A 23,746-nucleotide genomic window follows, 5' to 3' on the forward strand; every position below is an offset into this window, starting at 1 on the left:
AGCATCACTCCTCCATGGGCTCCGGCGTACTGGGCGGTGTCAGCGCGATCCCCTCTTCGTCAAACATCGCTTGTTGCACACCCAACTCATAACCCGTCTGCTGGTAATACCTGCGCAATATCGCAATGCTTGCGATGGACAAGGGATTGCCGCTCAGGTCCGAGTCGTCGTTGAGTGGCAGCGGCATTTCCAGCAAGTCTGTCGACAAGTGCTGGATCAGGTTGTCGCTCAAGTCCAGGACCCGCAAGCGTGGCAGGCTGAATGTCCCTGGCGGCACCTCATTGAGTTCGCAGTTGTGCAGGTACACCATGATCAGGCGTGTGCAATTGCTCAGGTCCGGGCTGTGGCCAAGCGGGTTGTCGCTCAAGTCCAGGACGTTGAGGTCGGTCAGGCTCGACAATTGCTCGACGCTGTCCGGCCTGATGCGAATCAAATTGTCGTTGAGCTTGAGCTGCCGCAAACGCTGGAGATTGAACACACTGTCGGGAATGCTCGGCAGGGCATGGCTCTCCATCGTCAGGCTGGTCAAGTTGGGGAATGCGCGCAGGAAATCGTCTGCGCGTCTGCGCCTGCCGTCACCGATCAGTTCCAGTTGCGAGACATGCTCCAGGCGCGCATTGAGCGCCGGCAGATCCCCGAGAAACTGGCCGTTGAACATCAGCTTGTAGCTGCGGCTGGCTGGCCATTCGTTCTCGTCGTATTCCGTCTCTCTGCGCCAGCAGCGCAGCAGCAATTCCTTGAAGCCCAGGCGGCGAATCTGTTCCTCGGCGCGGGCGTTTTCGTTGAAGGCCGGGTCGCGTACCTCGGCCATGGCGGGGACATCCAGGGCCCAGACTTGCAGGCCGTTGTTGAGTTGTTCGTATTCGGCACTCAGGCGGCTGATCTGTGTGTCAGCGTCCTCCAGTTCGCCCGGCAGCTCAAAGAAGATGCGCTTGCTGTCGCGCGCCGAGAGCGTGGGGTAAAGGTCATTGAGGCGCTGCAGCTGGTGGGCGGGGATATCGGCGTTCCAGTGTTCTCCCTTGGCCCGGCAATAGCTCTTCACTCGCCGCAAGGTCGAGGGCGACAAGGGGTTGGCCGACAGGTCAAAGGCGCCGCTGACGGTGGGCGGCAAGAGGAAGGCTTCGTCTGTCAGTTCATGTAGGGTGTTTTGGCTCAAATCCACGCGCACACGTATTGTGGGCGGGTGAATCAGCGAGGGCGGCAGCTCGGTCAAGCCGGTATTGCGCAGTGACAGGCTGACCAGCTGTGGCATTTGGCTGAAGTCCGGCAGCGTCGCCAAGGGGTTGTTGTCCAGGTTCAGATGCCTGAGTTCAGTCATACGCTGCAGGGTTTGCGCGGTGGTGGGCGACAAACCTATGGCGCAGCGGTCCAGCACCAGGTAAGCGAGTCGAGGCAGATGGCTGATCTGTGGCAGTTCACCCAGTGTGTAGTTCTCGATGTGCAGCGCGGTGAGCGCCGGAAAACTCTGCAGGAACGCATCCAGCCCCAGGTTCGAGCCCGATCCTTTGAGGGCGAGCACCGACACGTGATTGAACGAGGTGCGCAGGGCGGGCAACTCGCCGCTCACTGGAATGAACAGGCTGAATTCGTAGCTGGGCATGGCTTGCCCATGGGCGGCGTCGCCTGCGGTTGTGTCACGACGCCAGCATGCCTCCAGGGCGTTGATGAAGCGCTGGCGCAGGTCGTGTTCCACGGTGTCGACTGTGCTGTCATTGGCCCAGGCCAGGCTGTCGAGGCGGATTTTCGGGAGCTCGCCTTCCAGTCGGGTCATCTCGGTTCGGCCAGCCGCCAGGTCACCAGGCAGGCTATAGATGAACCGGTTGATCTGATCGGCGCTGAGTGAGGGGAACAGCCGTCTGGCTTGCTCCCGATCAGCGTATTGAGGGGTGGCTTCCAGATAGTAATGGTTGCGCTGGAAGTAGGTTTTGACACGTTCAAGCGCTTCGGTTGACAGCGGATTATCGGACAGATCGAAATGCCGTGTGATGTCAGTGGGCAAGTCGAACAGTGCGTGGGGCAGTGTGCTGATCCGGTTATTGGACAGCATCACCAACGTCAGGTGAGTCCGGCTCAATAGGCCGCGGGGGACCTGCTCGATGCCGGTGCTGGCCAGGTCCACGTATTGCAGCTGCGGCATCTGCTCAAGGTTTGGAATCAGGCTCAGGGGGTTGTTGTACAGGTCCAGGGTCAACAGGTTCGTCATCGCGCTGATGGTGGCCTGGCTGTGTTCGGTCAAGCGGATATTGCAATTGTTCAGGATCAGTTCGTTGAGGCTGTTGACTGAAGCAAGGCAGGGCGGCAGCTCGCCCAGGTCAATATTGCGCAGGCTCAAGTGCCGCAGTCTTGGAAACAACTGCAGGAAGCCATCGACTTCGATGTGTTGATGGGCACCTTGCAGTTCCAGATGGGATATGTGCTCGAAGCGGGCAGTCAGTGGCGGCAATTCGCCGAGCAGAGGGGCGGATAGACGCAGCGTATAGCCGTTGGTGGCCGGTGATTCGTAAAAGTGGTCGATTGCGGTTTCCTGGCGCCAGGCCCGTCGTATCTGGTGGGAAAACAGGCTGCGATCACGGCGCAGGTACTCATGGTCAGTCGCGCTCAACGGGGCGCCGGTGTTGAGGTGGGTACGCGGCGTTTGCGATTCCCAGACCACCAGGGCCAGGTCCAGTTGGATGTATTCGTTGCGCAGCCGCGTCAGCTCCGCCTGTGCACCGCCGGGGGTGTTTTGCAGGGTGGCTATTACTTCGCGGATTCTCGCCGGCGTCAGTTGCGGGCGCAGGCTCTGAAGTTGTTGCTCAAGCGACGGGCCGCGGCGGGGCCCCGGCTGTTCGGGAGCGGCGGGCAGGTAGCCGTCCATACCGCCGCGTAAGCGCATGACATTGGGGTCGTAGGCGGGCTTGTGCAGCGGGTCGGTATCGAGCAGTGTGCGCAGGGTCGGACGGTCCACCGGGGATTGGCCGATCGCCTGCTTGAGACGCGGGCCTTGGCCGATATGGATTTTTAGGGCATCGCGCGCACTGTCGGGCAGGGCTTGCAGGATGGCGGTGTAAAAGTCGGTGCTGCCGAACAGCGCACCCTGGCCGTTTTCCGGGATGTACTGGCCGTCCGGCGTGACCACCAGGGTCCTTTGGGTTAACGCATGGGTGGGGCCGATCGCATCCAGCAGCGGGCCGTCGGCGCGATACTGGCGGACCTCCAGGCGTATCCACGTCGGCCAGCCGCTGAGGTTTTCCAGGGAGTGCAGGGCGAGCCGGCACGTGTCCGGGTTCTCTACGGTGTCCAGGTACAGCCCCTCATAGGCGCGGGTGGTGCGCACTTCATGCAGCGACCACTCGGCCAGTTCCACCAGGCGCGGGGGGACTGTGCCGGCGTCGATGGCCTTGAGTTCCTCGCCACTGGCGCTGGCCAGCAGTTCTTCGGCCACCGGCGCGGGCAGGCCGGGGCGTGGGACGCTGTCGATGATTTTCTGGGCCCGGGCATCGGAGGTGCGGTCCAGGCCCCGGTAGCGTGAATCGAATAACGAGAAACGCTTGTTTTCGGCAAGCCGCGCCAGGGTCTTGCGCAAGGCGCTGGCGCGGGTGCGGCTGGAGGAGGGCGGCAGGCCGAACTCTTCGTCCAGCAGCTGTTTGCGCTCCGGTTCGCTCAAACCTTCGATCAGGGTCGGCAGCAAATCGCCGTTGTGCAGTTGCGCCTCCAGCACCTGCACGGTGCTGGCTCCGTCTTCACCGGGGAACTCCCAGAGGGTTCTGCCGCTGGCATCGAGTACCCGCAGGGTCTTGCTCGAAGGCCACAGTCCGTAGCTGATGAGTAACTGCAACTGGGTCTGTGGATCGGCATTGGCGTAGACCGCTGGATCGTCGCTGTTCAGTTGCGCCAGGAAGTCCTGCAGCTGCTGGTCGATGCCAAAGCGCTTGAGACTGTCCGCCAACAGTGGAGGGGGCGTCTGCTGGGTGGCATGCATTTTACGCAGGGTGTTGTCGTGGGTGGCGCTGCTGTCACGGGCCTGTGCCAGTTGCTCATCGCTGAAGGTGTCGGTCTGATAACCGAGGCGGCGCATCAGGGTGGTGCGGTCCCAACTCAGCGGGTTTTCCAGTTCAGTGACCCAGGCCCCCTGGCCATTGGTCATGACCTGTGGGCGATAGGCTTCAGGGCGTGTGGGGTGGTGGATGAAGTAGCGCCCGGCGTCTTCTTGCACGTGGTAATGCGCGCCGTCGAGGGCAAGGATGGGTTTGTCGTTGTGCAAGTGCAGGCCTTGCGCGTCAGGGCGGGCACCGGCTGGCAGCGTCATATCCTGGCGGTAGGGGCTCAGGTCCGGTTGCCACAGGCGGGGTTGGCCATCGGGGCGCTTGACGGGGTGCAGGCTTTCGAAAAACTCCAGCATCTGCTGGGGCAAAGCCTTGCGCAGCAGTGCGGTGGCGATGGGAATGCCGGTGGCAAACAGGCCCAGTTGCACCAGTTGCTCCGTCAGGCCCAAGGCGTGCTCCAGGGCTTTGCGTTGCAGGCCTTCGGCCCAGTCGACAATCCCTTCGAAGGCTTCGTCGAGGACCTGATAGGCGGTGTACGCCAACATCAGCGCGCCCAGGGGCGGGATGAATGGCAGGGCCACAAAGGCGATGACCTGTAACACACTTTCGGCGATTTTCTGAATGAACGCCCAGCGTCGCCAGCGTGCGTTCTGGTCGACACGAGCGGTGGAGACAGCGCGGCTCTGGCTGTCGGCTTGCAGCTTGCTCAGTTTCATCTGGAACAGATGGGCGAACAGGTCGCCTTTGATTTCCAGGCCGCGAAATTGCAGGTTGGGCCGTTGGGTTGGGGTGTCGCGCCAACTGGGCAGCGGATCGCCTGCGGTGTGCGGATGCCACGAGACTTGGCCGAGGCGTTGGTTGAGGTCGGCAAAAAACACTGCGGCGTCTTCATGGCGGACAAACCGGCTGAAAAACTGTTGATAGTCCGTGGCCCGCAGCCTGGCGGCCAGGCTCTGCATGAACGCCGTGCTGCTGGGGTAGTGTTTGACCGGGTGCAGCGGGTCGTCGGGAATATAGGCGATCAGCGGCACCACTTCGGTGCTGCGCTCAAGGTTCGGCGCAAACAGTACGATGCCGGTCAGGTTGCAGTCCATGATCCGCAGGTCATGGGCCACTAGCGTCGGGCAGTCGTTGTGTGCGGTATGGCCATTGTTGAGCAGGTTGAGTACCGCGTCATGGCTGGCGGCAGGCAGGTCGTTCTTGAGCAGGGCCATGTACAGCGCCAATTGCAGCGCCCCCAGATGGCTCTGTTTGAGCCAGTATTCCAGGCTGGTGCGGGCCACGGGGTTGTCGAGGTCCAGATACTCATCCAGATAGCGTTGATAGGCCGCGCCGATATCCAGGCGTCGGCACAGTTGGGTGAATTGCGCGATGCTGATCTTTGCGTCCAGATCCGGCAGTTGGGTGAATTGGCCCGTCGGCGTTGGCTGGGTGCTGAATCCTGAGTGCTGCTCGTAGGGCTCGTCGGTTTCGAAATTATGCAGGGCCGCGTCAAGCAACGAGACCGACCATGTCCTCGCCGCCCCCGGCCTGACCGTGAACCCGGCGAGGCTCAGGGGCACATACAGTTGCAGGTAGGTCGTGCGCACGTCGGTGTCGATGCCGAACTCATCCTTGAGCGCCGCCTGCAGGCGTGCGGCGCCAAAGGTCTCGGGGCTCTGCAGGGCGACTAGGGCTTTGTCCAGGCGATTTTGTGCGGTCCAGGCGGCGCCGTTCAGGTGCTTGAGGTGCGCGTGCTGCTGCTCGGTGGCGCGTAGGTACCAGTCGGCAATGACCGGTGTGTCGATGGCCAGTACCGCACGCTTGGCGGGTGACGCGGTGCCCAGCCAGGGCGGGATGGCATTGGTGAGGATGTCGAGGTGTGGGGATTGGGTTGCAAGCGGTTGCGCCATGATGCCTGTCCTTGATGGCTCTTGAAGTGCCTTCAGCAAACCAGTGCGCAAGGTTGTGCAGGCGGTAGACAGTTAGCGCGGGTGCGTCATGGGGATTTGCGAAGATCCTGTCATCCCCTGCCCACAAAGCCGTTGCACGGTTTAAACTGCGCCTTTGCGACGCTATTTGTCGCATTGGCGTAAACCCGCGAAAAACGCGGGTTGGCGCTATAAGAAGTTGTCGCTTGGCGGCAAGGCCGCTCTGAAAACTGTCCTTACAATCCCTGCATCGCCCGCCAGTTCCAGGCAGGCGTTCCTCTTCAGGAGACTCCGATGTCCGTTGAGCAAGCCCCGGTGCAACGTGCCGATTTCGACCAGGTCATGGTGCCTAACTACGCACCTGCCGCTTTCATCCCTGTGCGTGGCGAAGGCTCCCGCGTTTGGGACCAGGCCGGTCGCGAGCTGATCGACTTTGCCGGCGGCATCGCAGTGAACGTGCTGGGTCACGCCCACCCGGCGCTGGTCGGTGCATTGACCGAACAGGCCAACAAGCTGTGGCACGTCTCCAACGTCTTCACCAATGAGCCGGCCCTGCGCCTGGCCCACAAGCTGATCGATGCGACCTTTGCCGAGCGCGTGTTCTTCTGCAACTCCGGCGCCGAAGCCAACGAGGCCGCGTTCAAGCTGGCCCGTCGCGTGGCGTTCGACCGTTTCGGCAGCGAGAAATACGAGATCATCGCCGCGCTCAACAGCTTCCACGGCCGCACCCTGTTTACCGTCAACGTCGGCGGCCAGTCGAAGTACTCCGACGGCTTCGGTCCTAAAATCACCGGCATCACCCACGTTCCGTTCAACGACCTGGACGCGCTGAAGGCCGCCGTGTCGGACAAGACCTGCGCGGTGGTACTGGAGCCGGTCCAGGGCGAAGGCGGTGTATTGCCGGCCGAACTTGCCTACCTGCAAGGCGCCCGTGACCTGTGCGACGCCAACAATGCGCTGCTGGTGTTCGACGAAGTGCAGACTGGCATGGGCCGCAGCGGCCACCTGTTTGCCTACCAGCATTACGGCGTGGTGCCCGACATCCTGACCAGCGCCAAGAGCCTGGGCGGTGGTTTCCCGATTGCCGCGATGCTGACCCGTGAAGACCTGGCCAAGCACCTGGTGGTCGGTACCCACGGCACCACCTACGGCGGCAACCCGCTGGCGTGCGCGGTCGCCGAAGCGGTGATCGACGTGATCAACACCCCCGAGGTGCTGGCCGGTGTCAACGCCAAGCACGACCTGTTCAAGGCGCGTCTTGAGCAGATCGGCAAGCAATACGGGATCTTCACCCAAGTACGCGGCATGGGCCTGCTGCTCGGTTGCGTATTGAGCGACGCGTTCAAAGGCAAGGCCAAGGACGTGTTCAACGCGGCCGAGAAAGAAAACCTGATGATCCTGCAAGCCGGCCCGGACGTGGTGCGTTTTGCCCCGAGCCTGGTGGTGGAAGAAGCGGATATCACTGAAGGTCTGGACCGTTTCGAACGTGCTGTAAAAACGCTGACGCAAGCCTGATGGACCGTCCCATGCTCAAGCGATTGAGCATGGGATAAAAAATTTTGTGCCGGGCTCGGTCAATGTGGGAGCGGGCTTGCTCGCGATAGCGGTGGATCAGTCACCTGACTCATCAACTGACACACTGCTATCGCGAGCAAGCCCGCTCCCACATTGGATCTGTGTGAATCCAGATCCCGTGTCCGGCATTTTTTCCTCTGTGAGTTTTTCGAGTTAAGGAGTGACACCATGCTGGTGATGCGCCCCGCGCAAATGGCTGATCTGGGCGAGGTACAGCGTCTGGCTGCGGATAGCCCGATTGGTGTCACTTCCCTGCCGGATGACGTTGAACGCCTGAGCGACAAGATCGCCGCCAGCGAAGCGTCCTTCGCTGCCGAAGTGAGTTTCAATGGTGAAGAAAGCTATTTCTTTGTCCTCGAAGACACCGCCGCCGGCAAGTTGGTGGGCTGTTCGGCCATCGTCGCTTCGGCTGGGTATTCCGAACCGTTCTACAGCTTTCGCAACGAGACTTTCGTCCACGCGTCCCGCGAGCTGAAGATCCACAACAAGATCCACGTCCTGTCCCAGTGCCACGACCTGACCGGCAACAGCTTGCTGACCAGCTTCTACGTGGTGCCGGAACTGGTGGGCTCGGCGTGGTCGGAACTCAATTCCCGTGGCCGCCTGCTGTTTGTCGCCAGCCACCCCGAGCGCTTTGCGGACTCGGTGGTGACCGAGATTGTCGGCTACAGCGACGAGAACGGTGATTCGCCGTTCTGGGATGCCATCGGCCGCAACTTCTTCGACCTCAACTACGCCGCCGCCGAGCGCTTGTGCGGGTTGAAGAGCCGCACGTTCCTCGCCGAACTGATGCCCCATTACCCGATCTACGTGCCGCTGTTGCCTGACGAAGCCCAGGAAGCCATGGGCCAGGTGCACCCGCGTGCGCAGATCACCTTCGACATCCTGATGCGCGAAGGCTTTGAAACCGACCATTACATCGACATCTTCGACGGTGGCCCGACCCTGCATGCGCGGGTTTCGGGCATCCGTTCGATTGCCCAGAGCCGCGTGGTGCCGGTGAAGATCGGCGAGATGGTCAAGGGCGTTGGCCGCCAGTACCTGGTGAGCAACGCGCAGTTGCAGGACTACCGTGCGGTGATGCTGGAGCTGGACTACGCGCCAGGCAAGCCGGTGACCCTGGACCTGGAAGCAGCCGAAGCCCTGGGCGTCGGCGAAGGCGCCAGTGTGCGTCTGGTAGCGGTTTAAAGCAGAGTTTAACGGGTGGTCTGTAACAGGCGGCCCGTCCGAGGAGATAGCATGATCGTTCGTCCCGTACGCAGCAGCGATTTACCGGCCCTGATTGATCTGGCGCGCAGCACCGGCACCGGCCTTACCACCTTGCCGGCCAACGAAGAGCGCCTGACCCACCGGGTTGGCTGGGCTGAAAAGACCTTTCGCGGCGAAGCCGGGCGTGGTGATGCCGACTACCTGTTTGTGCTGGAAAACGACGAAGGCCGCGTGGTGGGAATTTCCGCCATCGCCGGTGCGGTCGGCCTGCGTGAGCCCTGGTACAACTTCCGGGTCGGCCTGACGGTCAGCGCCTCCCAGGAACTGAATATCTACCGCGAGATCCCCACGCTGTTTTTGGCCAACGATCTGACGGGCAACTCCGAGCTGTGCTCACTGTTCCTGCATGCCGATTACCGCAACGGCCTCAACGGCCGCATGCTGGCCAAGGCGCGGATGCTGTTCATTGCCGAGTTCCCGCAGCTGTTCGGCAACAAGATCATTGCCGAGATGCGCGGTGTGTCCAATGACGCCGGGCGTTCGCCGTTCTGGGAAAGCCTGGGCCGGCACTTCTTCAAGATGGAGTTCAGTCAGGCCGACTACCTCACCGGCGTGGGCAACAAGGCGTTCATCGCCGAACTGATGCCCAAGTTCCCGCTGTACACCTGCTTTTTGTCCGAGGACGCGCGTAACGTGATCGGCAAGGTCCATCCCGACACCGAACCGGCCTTGAGCATGCTCAAGAGCGAAGGCTTCAGCTACCAGGGCTATGTCGATATCTTCGACGCAGGTCCCGCTGTGGAGTGTGAGACCAGCAAGATCCGTGCGGTGCGCGACAGCCAGGCGCTGGTGCTGGCCATCGGCACGCCGGGGGACGACGCCACGCCGTTCCTGATGCATAACCGTAAACGTGAAGATTGCCGCATCACCGCCGCACCGGCGCGCCTGGCGGCTGGCACCCTGGTGGTCGATCCGCTGACCGCCAAGCGCCTGCAACTGGTGGCCGGTGATCAAGTGCGTGCCGTATCGTTGTCTGCTGCCCGGGAGTCGAAATAATGAATTCGCTGTATATCGCAGGGAGCTGGCTGGCTGGCCAGGGTGAACGCTTTGAGTCGCTGAACCCGGTGACCCAGCAAGTGGTGTGGGCCGGCAATGGCGCCACCGTCGAGCAGGTCGAGTCCGCTGTGCAGGCCGCCCGCCAGGCGTTCCCGGCCTGGGCCATGCGCCCGCTGGAAGAGCGTATCGGCGTGCTGGAAACCTTCGCCGCGACCTTGAAAAGCCGCGCCGATGAAATCGCCCGTTGTATCGGCGAAGAAACCGGCAAGCCGCTGTGGGAGTCGGCTACCGAAGTCACCAGCATGGCCAACAAAATCGCGATCTCGGTGCAAAGCTACCGCGAACGTACCGGCGAGAAGAGCGGCCCCCTGGGCGACGCCACCGCTGTGTTGCGCCACAAGCCGCACGGCGTGGTCGCGGTGTTCGGTCCCTACAACTTCCCCGGCCACTTGCCCAACGGGCATATTGTGCCGGCTTTGCTCGCGGGTAATACCGTACTGTTCAAACCGAGCGAACTGACCCCGAAAGTGGCCGAGTTGACCGTGCAGTGCTGGGTCGAAGCCGGCCTGCCTGCGGGTGTCTTGAACCTGCTGCAAGGCGCGCGGGAGACCGGGATTGCCCTGGCCGCCAACCCGGGTATCGACGGTTTGTTTTTCACCGGCTCCAGCCGCACCGGCAACCATCTTCACCAGCAATTCGCCGGGCGTCCGGACAAGATCCTGGCGCTGGAAATGGGCGGCAACAACCCGCTGGTGGTCGATCAAGTGGCCGATGTCGATGCGGCGGTCTACACCATCATCCAGTCCGCTTTCATTTCGGCCGGCCAGCGCTGCACCTGCGCCCGGCGCCTGCTGGTGCCGGAAGGCGCCTGGGGTGATGCACTGCTGGCGCGCCTGGTGGCGGTCAGCGCGACGATTGCCGTGGGCGCGTTCGACCAGCAACCGCCGCCGTTCATGGGCTCGGTGATTTCCCTGGGCGCGGCCAAGGCTTTGATGGATGCCCAGGAGTTGATGCTGGCCAACGGCGCCGTGGCGCTGCTGGAAATGACCCAGCCCCAGGCGCAGGCAGCCTTGCTGACGCCTGGCATCATCGACGTGACTGCCGTGACCGAGCGTGAGGATGAAGAGCTGTTCGGCCCGTTGCTGCAAGTGATTCGCTACGCGGATTTCGAAGCGGCGATCCGCGAAGCCAACAACACCCAATACGGCCTGGCCGCAGGGTTGCTGTCGGATTCCGAGGCGCGCTACCAGCAGTTCTGGCTGCAAAGCCGTGCGGGTATCGTCAACTGGAACAAACAACTGACCGGCGCGGCGAGCACCGCGCCATTTGGTGGGGTAGGGGCGTCGGGCAATCATCGCGCCAGTGCCTACTACGCGGCGGATTATTGCGCGTACCCGGTGGCGTCGTTGGAGACCCCGAGTTTGGTGCTGCCAGCAACCCTCACCCCTGGCATTACGCTGATCTAAAAATGTGGGAGCGGGCTTGCTCGCGAATGCGGTCTGTCAGTTGATAGATTAGGTAACTGGTCCGCCGCCTTCGCGAGCAAGCCCGCTCCCACATTCGATCTGTGGTGTGATGAAGATTGTTTATAAAAACAGATGTTCGTGGAGCCTCGCCGATGAAATCCTGTGAAGTCAATTTTGACGGTCTCGTGGGGCCGACCCATAACTACGGCGGTTTGTCCTACGGCAACGTCGCGTCCCAGAGCAACAGCCAGCAATCCTCCAACCCCAAGGAAGCGGCGCTACAGGGTCTGGCGAAAATGAAGGCCCTGATGGACATGGGTTTTGTGCAAGGCGTGCTTGCACCCCAGGAGCGTCCGGATGTGGCCGCGCTGCGCCGCCTTGGCTTTGCCGGCAGCGATGCCCAGGTGATCCAGCAGGCGGCCAAGCACGCCATGCCGTTGCTGGTTGCCAGCTGTTCCGCATCGAGCATGTGGGTGGCCAACGCCGCCACGGTCAGCCCGAGCGCCGACACCGTTGACGGGCGCGTGCATTTCACCGCCGCCAACCTCAACTGCAAATACCACCGCAGCATCGAACACCCGACCACCAGCCGCGTGCTGGGGGCGATGTTTGCCGATCAGCAGCACTTCGCCCACCACGCCGCGTTGCCAGCGGTGGCGCAGTTCGGTGACGAAGGCGCGGCCAACCACACGCGTTTCTGCCGCGAATATGGCGAGGCCGGCGTGGAATTTTTCGTGTTTGGCCGCAGTGCGTTCGACACCCGCTACCCGGCGCCGCAAAAGTACCCGGCGCGCCAGACCCTCGAAGCGTCCCAGGCAGTTGCGCGCTTGCACGGCCTGCAGGATGACGGGGTGGTCTACGGCCAGCAGAACCCGGCGGTGATCGATGCCGGGGTGTTCCACAACGACGTGATCGCTGTGGGCAACGGTGAAGTGCTGTTCTATCACGAGGATGCGTTCCTCAATACCGAACAGATGCTCGCCGAGCTGCAGGCCAAGCTGGGCAAGGTTGGCGGTAACTTCCAGGCGATCTGCGTGCCCCGCGCCCTGGTCAGTGTCGAAGACGCCGTGCGCTCCTACCTGTTCAACAGCCAGTTGCTGAGTCGCGCCGACGGCTCGATGCTGCTGATCGTGCCCGAAGAGTGCCGCAACAACGAACGCGTCTGGCACTACCTGCAAAGCCTGACCAGTTCCGCCGGGCCAATCGGCGAAGTGAAAGTCTTCGACCTCAAGCAAAGCATGCAGAACGGCGGTGGCCCGGCCTGCCTGCGTTTGCGCGTGGCGTTGAAGGAGGCTGAACTGGCGGCGGTCAATCCAGGGGTTATCATGACTGCACCGCTGTATGAAACGCTGACCCAATGGGTCGACAAGCACTACCGCGACAGCTTGCGCGAAACCGACCTGGCTGACCCGCAGCTGCTGCTCGAGTGTCGCACGGCATTGGATGAACTGACGCAAATCCTTAAACTGGGCGCGGTATATCCTTTCCAGATCAATTAATGCCCCACGGCTGAGACCTATTTATGACCACCGATACCCTGAAGCTGATCCTTGAAGACACCGACGGCACCCAGCTGGAAACCTCCTGCACCCGCCTGGCCGTGGTGTGGCAGGGCAAGGAAATCTGGATCCAGCACGATGGCCGTGGCCAACTGCTGATCGGCGTGGATGTGGAAGAGGGTGATGCCGAATACGCCAACCTGCTGATGCGTCCCCTGGCTACCAACCTGATGAGCCTGCAGCTGGAAATGGAACCGGCCGACGTTGAAGGTGATGATGACGATCACGTCCACGGCCCAGGCTGCAACCACTAAGGAAGCTGCTCTATGCTCGCCCTCGGCAAACTGCTTGAACTGACCCTCGCCGGTCGTGAACCGGCGCAAAAAATTCAACTGACTGTCGACGGCGTGCAAATGCGCTGGCTCAGTGAGGGCGCGCTTGAGGTGCGGCCTCCTGAGGCACGGGACAATGGCGCGGATGTGCTGCTGTCGTCCGGCATCCATGGCAACGAAACCGCGCCGATCGAATTGGCCGACCGCTTGTTGCATGGCATCGCCCGTGGGGAGATCAAGCCCCGTACCCGTATTCTGTTCCTGTTCGGTAACCCCGAGGCCATGCGTCGCGGCGAGCGTTATCTGGAGCATGACATCAACCGGCTGTTCAACGGCCGCCACGAACAAAACATCGGCCCTGAAGCCATGCGCGCCGCCGAGCTTGAGCAATTGGCCCGCACCTTCTTCAGCGTGCCTGGCCGTTCGCGCCTGCATTACGACCTGCACACCGCGATTCGCGGCTCGAAGATCGAGCAGTTCGCGCTTTATCCTTTCAAAGAAGGGCGCCAGCACTCCCGCGCCGAACTGGCCCGCCTGCGCGCGGCCGGGATGGAAGCGGTGCTGTTGCAGAACAAGACCTCCATCACCTTCACCGCGTTTACCTACGAGCAGTTAGGTGCCGAGTCGTTCACCCTGGAACTGGGCAAGGCCCGCCCATTCGGACAGAACCAGGGGGTGGATGTATCGCGCCTGGAAACCCGCCTCAAGCAGATCATCGAAGGCAACGAGCCGGCCACCGAGAGCCTGGACGGCCTGAAGTTGTTCAGCGTGGCCCGGGAAGTCATCAAGCACAGCGATGCCTTCACCCTGCATTTGCCGGCGGACGTGGAGAATTTTTCGGAGTTGGAGAAGGGCTATCTGCTGGCCGAGGACATTGCCAAGACCCGCTGGGTGATCGAGGAGGAGGGCGCGCGCATCATCTTCCCTAATCCGAAGGTCAAGAATGGCTTGCGGGCGGGCATCCTGATTGTGCCGACCACGGACGCCGGCCTGGCCTGAACCCAAATGTGGGAGCGGGCTTGCTCGCGAAAGCGGTGGATCAGTCACCCAATGTATTGACTGATCCACCGCTTTCGCGAGCAAGCCCGCTCCCACAATTGGTTTTGCGGTACGGCTTAGACTGCTAAGGCACGTGGCTCATTGCGGCGGATGGCGCGAATCTTGTGCAGGGTATCGGCACAGGTTTGCGCGGCTTCCTTGCCCTTGTGCACAAAGTGCTCAAAGAAGAAGGTGTGATGTTCCTGGCCGGCATGGAAGTGGTGCGGCGTCAGGGACACCGAGAACACCGGCACTTCAGTTTCCAGCTGCACCTGCATCAGGCCGCTGACCACCGATTGCGCGACGAACTCATGGCGGTAGATCCCGCCGTCCACCACCAGGGCCGCGGCGACGATGCCGGCGTAGCGACCGGACTTGGCCAGCAGCTTGGCGTGCAGGGGCATTTCAAAGGCGCCGCCGACTTCAAAGAAATCGATATCCGACTCCTGGTAGCCCTGGGCGATCATTTCGGCGAGGAAGCCTTTACGGCTTTGATCAACAATATCTTTGTGCCAGCAAGCCTGGATAAACGCGACGCGCTCACCGTGATGGTTTTTGCTCTTGCTGTCGATTGCGGTGGGTTGCATGTTCTGACTCCTGTTTATGAAAAAAACAGGGCGTTATGAATCGAATGGGATTTAAGGGTACGGCCGAATCGATCATGCCAGGCATGACTTCTCGCACACGGCCCTTAGGCGCCAATCCCGTTCTCTCTTCATCCGGACTATGACCGTCGGCCCCGGGATCACACCGGGTCTGCTGACCTTGCCGCCGTCCTGCGTGAGCAGTTCGAGGCGCCAAGCGCTCGCGGGCTATGCGCATTGCGCGCAATTACCGCCGGTGGGGAATTACACCCCGCCCTGAGAACGTTGCCACCAGAACCCTGGCGGCGGAGAGTTTTTACCATACATTTCAAAAAACTGCATAGGGTGCTTGTTAATATCGACTATCGATAGGTTTTCAGGCCGTCTCCTACAAGGGTAGGGTTGATATTTGCCGGTGATACCCGCAGTAATCGGTTACAACAGGGAACTCCCCATACGCAGAGGCCAGCTTGATGTCTGTTATTGATCTTCGTAGTGACACCGTGACCCAACCCACTGCAGGCATGCGCGATGCCATGGCCAGCGCGCCGAGTGGCGATGATGTCTACGGTGAAGACCCCAGCGTCAACCACCTGGAGGCCGAACTGGCCAAGCGCCTGGGCTTTGCCGCCGCGCTGTTCGTGCCCACCGGGACCATGAGCAACCTGCTGGCGCTGATGGCTCACTGTGAGCGGGGCGAGGAATACATCGTCGGCCAGCAGGCCCACACCTACAAATACGAAGGCGGCGGCGCGGCGGTGTTGGGTTCGATCCAGCCGCAGCCCCTGGAAGTCCAGGCGGATGGTTCATTGGACCTGGCCCAGGTCGCAGAAGCGATCAAACCGGACGACTTCCACTTTGCCCGTACCCGGCTGCTGGCCCTGGAAAACACCATGCAGGGCAAAGTGCTGCCCATGAGCTACCTGGCTGGCGCACGCGCATTTACCCGTGAGCATGGCCTGGCCCTGCACCTGGACGGCGCGCGGCTGTACAACGCAGCGGTCAAGCTGGGTGTGGATGCGCGGGAGATTACCCAGCATTTCGATTCGGTCTCGGTATGCCTGTCCAAGGGCCTTGGCGCGCCGATTGGCTCGGTGCTGTGTGGCTCCAGTGCGTTGATCGCCAAGGCCCGTCGTTTGCGCAAGATGGTCGGTGGCGGCATGCGCCAGGCCGGTTCACTGGCGGCGGCGGGGCTGTATGCCCTGGACCATCAGGTGGCGCGCCTGGCTGAAGACCACGCCAATGCCCAGTGGCTGGGCGACGAACTGCGCAAGGCCGGTTATAGCGTGGAGCCGGTACAGACCAACATGGTCTACGTGCAGATCGGCGAGCGGGCCCAGGCCCTGAAGGCCTTCGCCGAGGATCGCGGGATCAAGTTGAGCGCCGCTGCGCGCTTGCGCATGGTCACGCACCTGGACGTCAGTCGGGCACAGATCGAACAAGTGTTGGCAACATTTGTCGAGTTTTCCCGGAAATGACAGTGCAGACCGTCTAATTGACTGTTTCTATCGTATAAACACGCTGTACCACCGGCAAAGGGCCGATATAATGCGGCCCTTTGCCGTCGCTCCGTCTGATGATGTTGCGCACTGGCCTTTGGCCGCAGCCTCCGTGGAAGAACCTAATGAAAAGCGCAGAAATCCGTGAAGCCTTCCTTCGCTTCTTCGAAGAGCAAGGTCACACCCGTGTCTCCTCCAGCTCTTTGATCCCAGGCAATGACCCAACCCTGCTGTTCACCAACGCGGGGATGAACCAGTTCAAGGACTGCTTCCTGGGCCAGGAAAAACGCGCCTACACCCGTGCTGTCAGCAGCCAGAAGTGCGTGCGCGCCGGTGGTAAGCACAACGACCTGGAAAACGTCGGCTACACCGCCCGTCACCACACCTTTTTCGAAATGCTCGGCAACTTCAGCTTTGGCGATTATTTCAAGCAAGATGCGATCAACTTCGCCTGGACCTTCCTCACTGGCGTGCTGAAACTGCCGAAGGAAAAACTCTGGGTCACCGTCTACGCCAGCGATGACGAGGCCTACGACATCTGGACCAAGGAAGTCGGCGTGCCGGCCGAGCGCATGGTGCGTATCGGCGACAACAAAGGCGCCCCGTACGCCTCCGACAACTTCTGGACCATGGGCGATACCGGCCCGTGTGGCCCGTGCACCGAGATCTTCTACGACCACGGCGCCGATATCTGGGGTGGCCCGCCGGGCTCGCCAGAAGAAGACGGCGACCGCTACATCGAGATCTGGAACAACGTGTTCATGCAGTTCAACCGCACCGCCGATGGCGTGTTGCATCCGTTGCCAGCGCCGTCGGTGGATACCGGCATGGGCCTGGAGCGGATCAGTGCGGTGATGCAGCACGTGCACTCCAACTACGAAATCGACCTGTTCCAAAGCCTGCTGGCGGCGGCGGCCAAGGCCATCGGCTGCGCCAACGACGACCAGGCATCGCTCAAGGTGGTGGCTGACCACATCCGTTCCTGCGGCTTCCTGATTGCCGATGGCGTGCTGCCGTCCAACGAAGGCCGTGGCTACGTGCTGCGTCGCATCATTCGTCGCGCCTGCCGTCACGGCAACAAGCTGGGCGCCAGCGGCAGCTTCTTCTACCAGATCGTCGCGGCCCTGGTGGCCGAGATGGGCCAGGCGTTCCCCGAGCTTGCGCAGAACCAGGCGCATATTGAACGTGTGCTCAAGGCTGAAGAAGAGCAGTTCGCCAAGACCCTGGAGCAGGGCCTGAAAATCCTCGAGCAAGACCTCGCCGAGTTGAAAGGCGACGTGGTGCCGGGTGATGTGGTGTTCAAGCTCTACGACACCTACGGCTTTCCGATGGACCTGACCGGCGATATCGCCCGCGAGCGCAACCTGACCCTCGACGAGGCCGGTTTCGAGCGCGAGATGGAAGCCCAGCGCGTGCGTGCTCGTTCGGCCAGTTCCTTCGGCATGGACTACAACAGCCTGGTCAAGGTTGACGTGGCCACCGAATTTACCGGCTACACCGCCACCAACGGCTCGGCCAAGGTGATTGCCCTCTATAAAGATGGCCAATCGGTTGACGTCTTGAATGAAGGCGATGAAGGCGTGGTGATCCTCGATCAGACGCCGTTCTACGCTGAATCCGGTGGCCAGATTGGCGACTGTGGTGTGCTCAAGGCAGCCTCCGGTCGTTTTGATGTGCGTGACACCACCAAGACCGGCGGCGCATTCCTGCACCACGGTGTGCTGGCGTCGGGCAGCCTGGTCGTGGGCGCGCCAGTGGAAACCCAGGTGGACGCCGACGTGCGCCACGCCACTGCGCTGAACCACTCGGCCACCCACTTGCTGCACGCCGCACTGCGCCAGGTATTGGGCGAGCACGTTCAGCAGAAGGGTTCGTTGGTCGATAGCCAGCGCCTGCGTTTCGACTTCAGCCACTTCGAAGCGATCAAGCCTGAGCAGATCAAGGCCCTGGAAGATATCGTCAACGCCGAAGTGCGCAAGAACACCCCGGTGGAAACCGAAGAAACCGACATCGAGACCGCCAAGGCCAAAGGCGCCATGGCGCTGTTCGGCGAGAAATACGGCGACAACGTACGCGTACTGAGCATGGGTGGTAGCTTCTCCGTGGAGCTGTGCGGTGGTATCCATGCCAAGCGCACCGGCGACATCGGCCTGCTGAAAATCATCAGCGAAGGCGGTGTGGCTTCCGGTGTACGGCGTATCGAGGCAGTGACTGGTGCTGCGGCCCTGGCCTATCTCAATGCGGCCGAAGAGCAACTCAAGGAAGCGGCGACCCTGGTCAAGGGCAGCCGTGACAACCTGATCGACAAGCTCTCTGCCGTACTGGAGCGCAACCGCCTGCTGGAGAAACAGCTGGAGCAGTTGCAAGCCAAGGCGGCCAGCGCGGCGGGCGACGACTTGTCGGCCTCGGCGCTGGACATCAAGGGCGTGAAGGTTTTGGCCGCACGCCTGGACGGTCAGGACGGCAAGGCGCTGTTGGCCTTGGTCGATCAGTTGAAGAACAAGCTCGGCCGCGCAGTGATCCTGCTCGGCAGTGTCCATGAGGAAAAGGTCGTATTGGTTGCCGGTGTAACCAAGGACCTGACTGGCCAACTCAAGGCCGGTGATTTGATGAAGCAAGCTGCTGCGGCAGTGGGCGGTAAGGGCGGCGGTCGTCCGGACATGGCGCAAGGCGGTGGTGTAGACGCTGGAGCCCTGGACGCGGCCCTGGCCCTGACCGTGCCATTTGTCGAGGCCGGTATTTAAGGCGCTGTCGGCGGGCCTATGATCTAGTCATGGGCTTGCCTAGGTACTGGAAGATTTGTTTATTGGGCGCTCCTTTACGGGCTGAGGCGGCTTAGAAATGGCTTTGATCGTACAGAAATTTGGAGGCACCTCGGTCGGCTCTGTCGAAAGAATCGAGCAGGTCGCCGACAAGGTTAAGAAATTCCGCGATGCCGGCGACGACCTGGTTGTGGTGCTGTCGGCCATGAGCGGCGAGACCAATCGCCTGATCGACCTGGCCAAGCAAATCAGTGGTGATCAGGCTCCGCTGGCGCGTGAGCTGGATGTGATCGTGTCTACGGGCGAGCAGGTGACCATTGCCCTGTTGGCCATGGCGTTGAACAAGCGTGGCGTGCCGGCGGTGTCCTACACTGGCACCCAGGTACGGATCCTGACAGACAGCGCGCATACCAAGGCGCGCATCCTGCAGATCGATGACCAGAAGATTCGTGGTGACCTGAAGGCCGGTCGCGTAGTGGTTGTCGCCGGTTTCCAGGGCGTTGACGAGCACGGCAATATCACGACCTTGGGCCGTGGTGGCTCCGACACTACCGGTGTGGCGCTGGCGGCAGCTCTGAAGGCTGACGAATGCCAGATCTATACCGATGTGGATGGCGTCTACACCACCGATCCGCGCGTGGTGTCCGTGGCGCAGCGCCTGGACAAGATCACCTTCGAAGAGATGCTGGAAATGGCCAGCCTCGGTTCCAAGGTCCTGCAGATCCGTGCGGTGGAGTTCGCCGGCAAGTACAACGTACCGCTGCGCGTATTGCACAGCTTTAAAGAGGGTCCGGGCACCCTCATTACTATTGATGAAGAGGAATCCATGGAACAGCCGATCATTTCCGGCATCGCCTTTAATCGCGATGAAGCCAAGCTGACCATCCGTGGCGTGCCAGACACCCCGGGCGTGGCGTTCAAGATTCTCGGGCCGATCAGCGGCGCGAATATTGAAGTCGACATGATCGTGCAGAACGTTGCGCACGATAACACCACCGACTTCACCTTCACCGTGCACCGCAACGAGTACGACGCGGCCGAACGTATCCTGCAGAACACTGCCAAGGAGATCGGCGCCCGTGAAGTGGTGGGTGATACCAAGATCGCCAAGGTGTCGATCGTGGGTGTGGGCATGCGCTCCCATGCGGGTGTTGCCAGCCGCATGTTCGAGTCCCTGGCCAAGGAAACCATCAATATCCAGATGATCTCCACCTCGGAGATCAAGGTGTCGGTGGTGATTGAAGAGAAGTACCTGGAGCTGGCTGTGCGTGCATTGCACACTGCTTTTGAACTGGATGCGCCGGCTCGACAGGGCGAGTAACGCGTTGCCAGGAAGGCGCGGTTGATCCGCGCCTTTCTTTTTTGTCGGGTGAGGGTGCAGGCCTGTTCTTTTGCCCGTGCTCGACAATACTTAGGCATGTTGGCTCATAGCCGCTGGGTTATGGGGCCAAGGCTTTTTTTGCAGACTGTTGTTCCCGAAATGAAATGCGTGAGGAGAAAGGTATGCTGATTCTGACTCGTCGATGCGCAGAAAGCCTGATTATTGGTGATGGAGAAATCACCGTGACCGTGCTTGGCGTCAAAGGCAATCAAGTGCGGATTGGGGTCAATGCCCCCAAAGAGGTGGCCGTCCACCGTGAGGAAATCTACCTGCGGATCAAGAAAGAGAAGGACGACGAACCAAGCCATTAATTTTTATCGTTTTTTATGTTTGCAAACGGGGATGAAGCTGGTTAATATACGCCCCGTGTTGCGGAGAGCTGGCCGAGTGGCCGAAGGCGCTCCCCTGCTAAGGGAGTACACCTCAAAAGGGTGTCGGGGGTTCGAATCCCCCGTTCTCCGCCATTATTTGCTTAGTACGTTGCAGTCTGGTTTTTTCGCTAAGTTGTTGAAATTAAACGAAAAAATAGCTTTACATAGAGATTGAACGGCCTATAATGCGCGGCAACAAATGCACTCGTAGCTCAGCTGGATAGAGTACTCGGCTACGAACCGAGCGGTCACAGGTTCGAATCCTGTCGAGTGCACCATTTAAGAGTTAGTTGCAGTAATGCAGGTGACTTGGCTCCAACCAGTTGTGATCTGGTATAAAACCACAATCTGCACTCGTAGCTCAGCTGGATAGAGTACTCGGCTACGAACCGAGCGGTCACAGGTTCGAATCCTGTCGAGTGCACCATACAAACAAAAAGCCCGCCTAGTGCGGGCTTTTTGCCGTCTGGGGGTTTTATTTTTCTGCTACGGGCCGAGTATTTTTTGTAGGGCTTATCTCGGCTGGGCATGTTTTTCTGTCGCCCATGTGTTTTCTTTTCTGTCGAGGTCGTCGCAGTTTCATGCGTGCGGCCAATACTCAGCTTTATGGCGCAAGCGCTTGTTCTTTCCAGTTTTTTAACGTTTAAAGCGCGCGCAGCGTGTATCATTGCGCCCGTCAGCCCCGCCGGGGCTTGTGGAATACCTCCATGGACTTACCCAGTAGTTACTCAGTACCCCGTTTTACCAATCATGAATTGACTGATTGATCCTTCCGGCGTGCCCCGCTGCTGGGAGTGGAGTTCGCCTATGACCGAAGTAGAAGTAAAGAAAACACAAGAAAGCCTGCAGGACCGCCTGGCGCAAGTCGTCGAGCTGCTCCATCGCCAGCGTGTGGTCGAAGATCTGACCCACCGGCAGGAAGGCCCTCATCAAGATCGGGTCGAGAACCTGGTCCACCGGCAGAATCTCGTCGAATTGCAGCGCAAGCTCGATGACCTGCACTCTGCCGACGTTGCCTACATCCTTGAAGCCCTGCCGTTGGACGATCGTCTGACGCTCTGGCAGTTGGTCAAGGCTGATCGCGATGGCGACATCCTTCTTGAAGTATCCGACTCGGTGCGTGAAACCCTGATCGCCGACATGGACGATCACGAGCTCCTGGCCGCTGCCAAGGAGATGGACGCCGACGAGCTGGCCGACCTGGCCCCGGAACTGCCCCGTGATGTTGTCCATGAGCTGATGGAGACCCTCGACGGTCAGCAGCGTGAGCGCGTGCGCTCCGCGTTGTCCTATGACGAGGAGCAGGTCGGGGCGTTGATGGACTTTGAGATGGTGACCATCCGCGAGGATGTCAGTCTGGAAGTGGTCCTGCGTTACCTACGGCGCCTCAAGGAGCTGCCGGGGCATACCGATAAGTTGTTTGTGGTCGATTACGAGGGCATCCTCAAGGGCGTGCTGCCGATCAAGCGCCTGCTGGTCAACGATCCAGACAAGCAGGTGGCCGAGGTCATGGCCAGCGACCCGGTAAGTTTTCATCCAGATGAAGATGCCTACGATGCCGCCCAGGCATTCGAGCGTTATGACTTGATCTCGGCTCCGGTGGTCGACAAGAACGGCAAGCTTATCGGTCGTTTGACCATCGACGAAATGGTCGACCTGATCCGTGAGGAAAGCGAAAACGAAGTCCTCAACATGGCGGGCCTGCGTGAAGAGGAAGATATTTTTGCGTCGGTCTGGCGGTCCCTGAGCAACCGTTGGGCGTGGCTGGCAGTCAACCTGATTACTGCGTTCATTGCCTCGCGGGTGATTGGCCTGTTTGAAGGCTCTATCGAGAAGCTAGTGGCGCTGGCGGCGCTGATGCCTATCGTGGCCGGTATTGGTGGCAACTCGGGTAACCAGACCATCACCATGATCGTGCGCGCGATGGCCCTGGATCAGGTGAGTACGGGCAATACTTCGCGCCTGATGCGCAAGGAATTGGCGGTGGGCCTGATCAATGGCTTGGTGTGGGGCGGTGTGATTGGCGTGGTGGCCTATCTGCTGTATGGCAGCTGGTCCCTGGGGGTGGTCATGACTGCGGCCATGACCCTCAACCTGTTGCTGGCGGCATTGATGGGAGTATTGATCCCCATGACCCTGGCGCGTCTTGGGCGCGACCCAGCGATGGGGGCGAGTGTGATGATCACCGCTATGACCGACAGTGGTGGCTTCTTCATCTTCCTGGGCTTGGCTACCATCTTCCTGCTCTGACCCGCAGCTCGCTCCCACTTCTGTAGGAGCGAGCTTGCTCGCGAAAATCGTTAACGATAACGCGGGCTACCAATGGAAAATCGGTCCCCTTGGTTTTTTGCGAGTCTCCCCTAAATTCCAGGCAAAAAAAAGCCAGCGCAAGGCTGGCTTCAGCTTTCAGTTGCCGATTATTCGGCTTCTGCGGCTGCCTCAACGTCGTGGGCAATCAGCGATACGAGCGCATTTTGCTGACGGTGGGACAGTTGGCGAAACCGCTGTAGCAGCTCGCGTTCGTGCAGTGACAGCTCCGGGCTGTCCATACGCATGCTCAGTTCGTCACCTAGCGCGCCTTCCTGAATAAGGCTTTGCTCCATGCGCGCGATGATTTCAGAGTTCATGCTGCGGTGATGATTGCGAGCCACCTCGGCAATGCGTTCCCGCATTCCGTCTGGCAGACGTACGACGAACTTGTCAGCCGTACGGCTGGAATAAATTGCCTGTTTCAATGGGCGCATATATTTAACCGGTTAGTTCAGGGGAGCGGTTTTTGGGATTGGCCGCAACATGTGTGTTAGGACAAGGCTTGCGGACAAATGTTCAACCTGAATTGCAAAGAGGCCGCATCATGCCTTAAATTTGACAGTTCCTTGGCGTCAATTCTGTGACAAATATTGAACTGCCTACAGGCTTTATGCCAGTACTCATTTTCAAATTTGCGGACTGGTTGGAAAACTTTTCTACGCAGTAAACGCGGCGCAGGCTCTCGACGCGAGAGGGTTTTCGGGCGCACATCCTATAGCAATATGGCCT

At 60.5% G+C, this 23,746-nt stretch carries 15 protein-coding genes, 3 tRNA genes and 1 riboswitch; of the genes, 15 read left to right on the forward strand and 3 right to left on the reverse strand.

Going from position 1 to position 23,746, the window contains the following annotated elements:
• Positions 1–4: 4 nt before the first annotated feature.
• Positions 5–5,917 carry a DUF6543 domain-containing protein gene (locus HBO09_RS21150; protein WP_169999244.1) on the reverse strand — a complete coding sequence of 1,971 codons (5,913 nt, stop codon included), beginning with the start codon at positions 5,915–5,917 and terminating at the stop codon, positions 5–7.
• Between the two features lie 312 nt (positions 5,918–6,229).
• On the opposite strand from HBO09_RS21150, the gene HBO09_RS21155 reads away from it, so the two are divergent.
• The 7 genes from HBO09_RS21155 to astE all read left to right on the forward strand — a co-directional run bounded on the left by HBO09_RS21155 (position 6,230) and on the right by astE (position 14,071).
• Positions 6,230–7,450 carry an aspartate aminotransferase family protein gene (locus HBO09_RS21155; protein WP_169999243.1) on the forward strand — a complete coding sequence of 407 codons (1,221 nt, stop codon included), beginning with the start codon at positions 6,230–6,232 and terminating at the stop codon, positions 7,448–7,450.
• 228 nt (positions 7,451–7,678) lie between these two features.
• Positions 7,679–8,698, forward strand: coding sequence for an arginine/ornithine succinyltransferase subunit alpha (gene aruF / locus HBO09_RS21160; protein WP_169999242.1), 1,020 nt, complete (start codon positions 7,679–7,681; stop codon positions 8,696–8,698).
• Between the two features lie 51 nt (positions 8,699–8,749).
• The gene (astA, locus tag HBO09_RS21165) at positions 8,750–9,775 is read left to right on the forward strand and encodes an arginine N-succinyltransferase (protein WP_169999241.1); all 1,026 of its coding nucleotides are present in this window, start codon (positions 8,750–8,752) and stop codon (positions 9,773–9,775) included.
• On the forward strand, positions 9,772–11,241 hold the full coding sequence (astD, locus tag HBO09_RS21170; protein ID WP_169999249.1) for a succinylglutamate-semialdehyde dehydrogenase: 1,470 nt from the start codon (positions 9,772–9,774) through the stop codon (positions 11,239–11,241). The genes astA and astD overlap by 4 nt, the downstream gene beginning before the upstream one ends.
• A gap of 152 nt (positions 11,242–11,393) precedes the next feature.
• On the forward strand, positions 11,394–12,740 hold the full coding sequence (astB, locus tag HBO09_RS21175) for an N-succinylarginine dihydrolase (protein WP_169999240.1): 1,347 nt from the start codon (positions 11,394–11,396) through the stop codon (positions 12,738–12,740).
• Between the two features lie 23 nt (positions 12,741–12,763).
• The gene (locus HBO09_RS21180; RefSeq protein WP_029294458.1) at positions 12,764–13,054 is read left to right on the forward strand and encodes a hypothetical protein; all 291 of its coding nucleotides are present in this window, start codon (positions 12,764–12,766) and stop codon (positions 13,052–13,054) included.
• Between the two features lie 12 nt (positions 13,055–13,066).
• On the forward strand, positions 13,067–14,071 hold the full coding sequence (gene astE, locus HBO09_RS21185) for a succinylglutamate desuccinylase (protein ID WP_169999239.1): 1,005 nt from the start codon (positions 13,067–13,069) through the stop codon (positions 14,069–14,071).
• Between the two features lie 116 nt (positions 14,072–14,187).
• On the opposite strand, the gene HBO09_RS21190 is transcribed toward astE, so the two are convergent.
• Positions 14,188–14,697: a 6,7-dimethyl-8-ribityllumazine synthase gene (locus HBO09_RS21190; RefSeq protein ID WP_169999238.1), complete on the reverse strand. Its 510-nt coding sequence runs from the start codon at positions 14,695–14,697 to the stop codon at positions 14,188–14,190.
• 115 nt (positions 14,698–14,812) lie between these two features.
• Positions 14,813–14,982, reverse strand: a riboswitch (FMN riboswitch).
• A gap of 185 nt (positions 14,983–15,167) precedes the next feature.
• Between HBO09_RS21190 and ltaE the strand changes: the two genes are divergently transcribed.
• The 8 genes from ltaE to mgtE all read left to right on the forward strand — a co-directional run bounded on the left by ltaE (position 15,168) and on the right by mgtE (position 22,957).
• Entirely contained in the window at positions 15,168–16,172 is a 1,005-nt protein-coding gene (ltaE, locus tag HBO09_RS21195) for a low-specificity L-threonine aldolase (RefSeq protein ID WP_169999237.1), read from the forward strand.
• Between the two features lie 146 nt (positions 16,173–16,318).
• The gene (gene alaS / locus HBO09_RS21200) at positions 16,319–18,937 is read left to right on the forward strand and encodes an alanine--tRNA ligase (RefSeq protein ID WP_169999236.1); all 2,619 of its coding nucleotides are present in this window, start codon (positions 16,319–16,321) and stop codon (positions 18,935–18,937) included.
• Positions 18,938–19,034: 97 nt separating this feature from the next.
• A complete protein-coding gene (locus HBO09_RS21205) occupies positions 19,035–20,276 on the forward strand; it encodes an aspartate kinase (protein WP_057439706.1) in 1,242 nt (413 codons plus the stop codon).
• Between the two features lie 182 nt (positions 20,277–20,458).
• Positions 20,459–20,647, forward strand: a complete 189-nt coding sequence (csrA, locus tag HBO09_RS21210; RefSeq protein ID WP_003178872.1) for a carbon storage regulator CsrA — start codon at positions 20,459–20,461, stop codon at positions 20,645–20,647.
• A gap of 62 nt (positions 20,648–20,709) precedes the next feature.
• A tRNA-Ser gene (locus HBO09_RS21215) sits at positions 20,710–20,800 on the forward strand.
• Positions 20,801–20,908: 108 nt separating this feature from the next.
• A tRNA-Arg gene (locus tag HBO09_RS21220) sits at positions 20,909–20,985 on the forward strand.
• A 72-nt stretch (positions 20,986–21,057) separates the two neighbouring features.
• Positions 21,058–21,134: transfer RNA gene (locus HBO09_RS21225), tRNA-Arg, on the forward strand.
• A 380-nt stretch (positions 21,135–21,514) separates the two neighbouring features.
• The gene (gene mgtE, locus HBO09_RS21230; protein ID WP_038442613.1) at positions 21,515–22,957 is read left to right on the forward strand and encodes a magnesium transporter; all 1,443 of its coding nucleotides are present in this window, start codon (positions 21,515–21,517) and stop codon (positions 22,955–22,957) included.
• 167 nt (positions 22,958–23,124) lie between these two features.
• Here mgtE and HBO09_RS21235 read toward each other — a convergent pair whose 3' ends face one another.
• Positions 23,125–23,451, reverse strand: coding sequence for an Arc family DNA-binding protein (locus tag HBO09_RS21235; protein WP_029294475.1), 327 nt, complete (start codon positions 23,449–23,451; stop codon positions 23,125–23,127).
• Between the last annotated feature and the right edge of the window lie 295 nt (positions 23,452–23,746).

Origin of the sequence: Pseudomonas sp. WS 5027 (assembly GCF_012985695.1) — a bacterium.
Classification (GTDB): Bacteria; Pseudomonadota; Gammaproteobacteria; order Pseudomonadales; family Pseudomonadaceae; genus Aquipseudomonas; species Aquipseudomonas hygromyciniae.

Excerpts from the sequence above, each read along its gene's own strand:
- HBO09_RS21190 (WP_169999238.1), bottom strand. The coding sequence starts at position 14,697 with ATGCAACCCACCGCAATCGACAGCAAGAGCAAAAACCATCACGGTGAG.
- astA (WP_169999241.1), top strand. The coding sequence starts at position 8,750 with ATGATCGTTCGTCCCGTACGCAGCAGCGATTTACCGGCCCTGATTGAT.
- HBO09_RS21180 (WP_029294458.1), top strand. The coding sequence starts at position 12,764 with ATGACCACCGATACCCTGAAGCTGATCCTTGAAGACACCGACGGCACC.
- alaS (WP_169999236.1), top strand. The coding sequence starts at position 16,319 with ATGAAAAGCGCAGAAATCCGTGAAGCCTTCCTTCGCTTCTTCGAAGAG.
- aruF (WP_169999242.1), top strand. The coding sequence starts at position 7,679 with ATGCTGGTGATGCGCCCCGCGCAAATGGCTGATCTGGGCGAGGTACAG.
- astE (WP_169999239.1), top strand. The coding sequence starts at position 13,067 with ATGCTCGCCCTCGGCAAACTGCTTGAACTGACCCTCGCCGGTCGTGAA.
- astB (WP_169999240.1), top strand. The coding sequence starts at position 11,394 with ATGAAATCCTGTGAAGTCAATTTTGACGGTCTCGTGGGGCCGACCCAT.
- HBO09_RS21205 (WP_057439706.1), top strand. The coding sequence starts at position 19,035 with ATGGCTTTGATCGTACAGAAATTTGGAGGCACCTCGGTCGGCTCTGTC.
- mgtE (WP_038442613.1), top strand. The coding sequence starts at position 21,515 with ATGACCGAAGTAGAAGTAAAGAAAACACAAGAAAGCCTGCAGGACCGC.
- HBO09_RS21155 (WP_169999243.1), top strand. The coding sequence starts at position 6,230 with ATGTCCGTTGAGCAAGCCCCGGTGCAACGTGCCGATTTCGACCAGGTC.
- HBO09_RS21150 (WP_169999244.1), bottom strand. The coding sequence starts at position 5,917 with ATGGCGCAACCGCTTGCAACCCAATCCCCACACCTCGACATCCTCACC.
- csrA (WP_003178872.1), top strand. The coding sequence starts at position 20,459 with ATGCTGATTCTGACTCGTCGATGCGCAGAAAGCCTGATTATTGGTGAT.
- HBO09_RS21235 (WP_029294475.1), bottom strand. The coding sequence starts at position 23,451 with ATGCGCCCATTGAAACAGGCAATTTATTCCAGCCGTACGGCTGACAAG.
- ltaE (WP_169999237.1), top strand. The coding sequence starts at position 15,168 with ATGTCTGTTATTGATCTTCGTAGTGACACCGTGACCCAACCCACTGCA.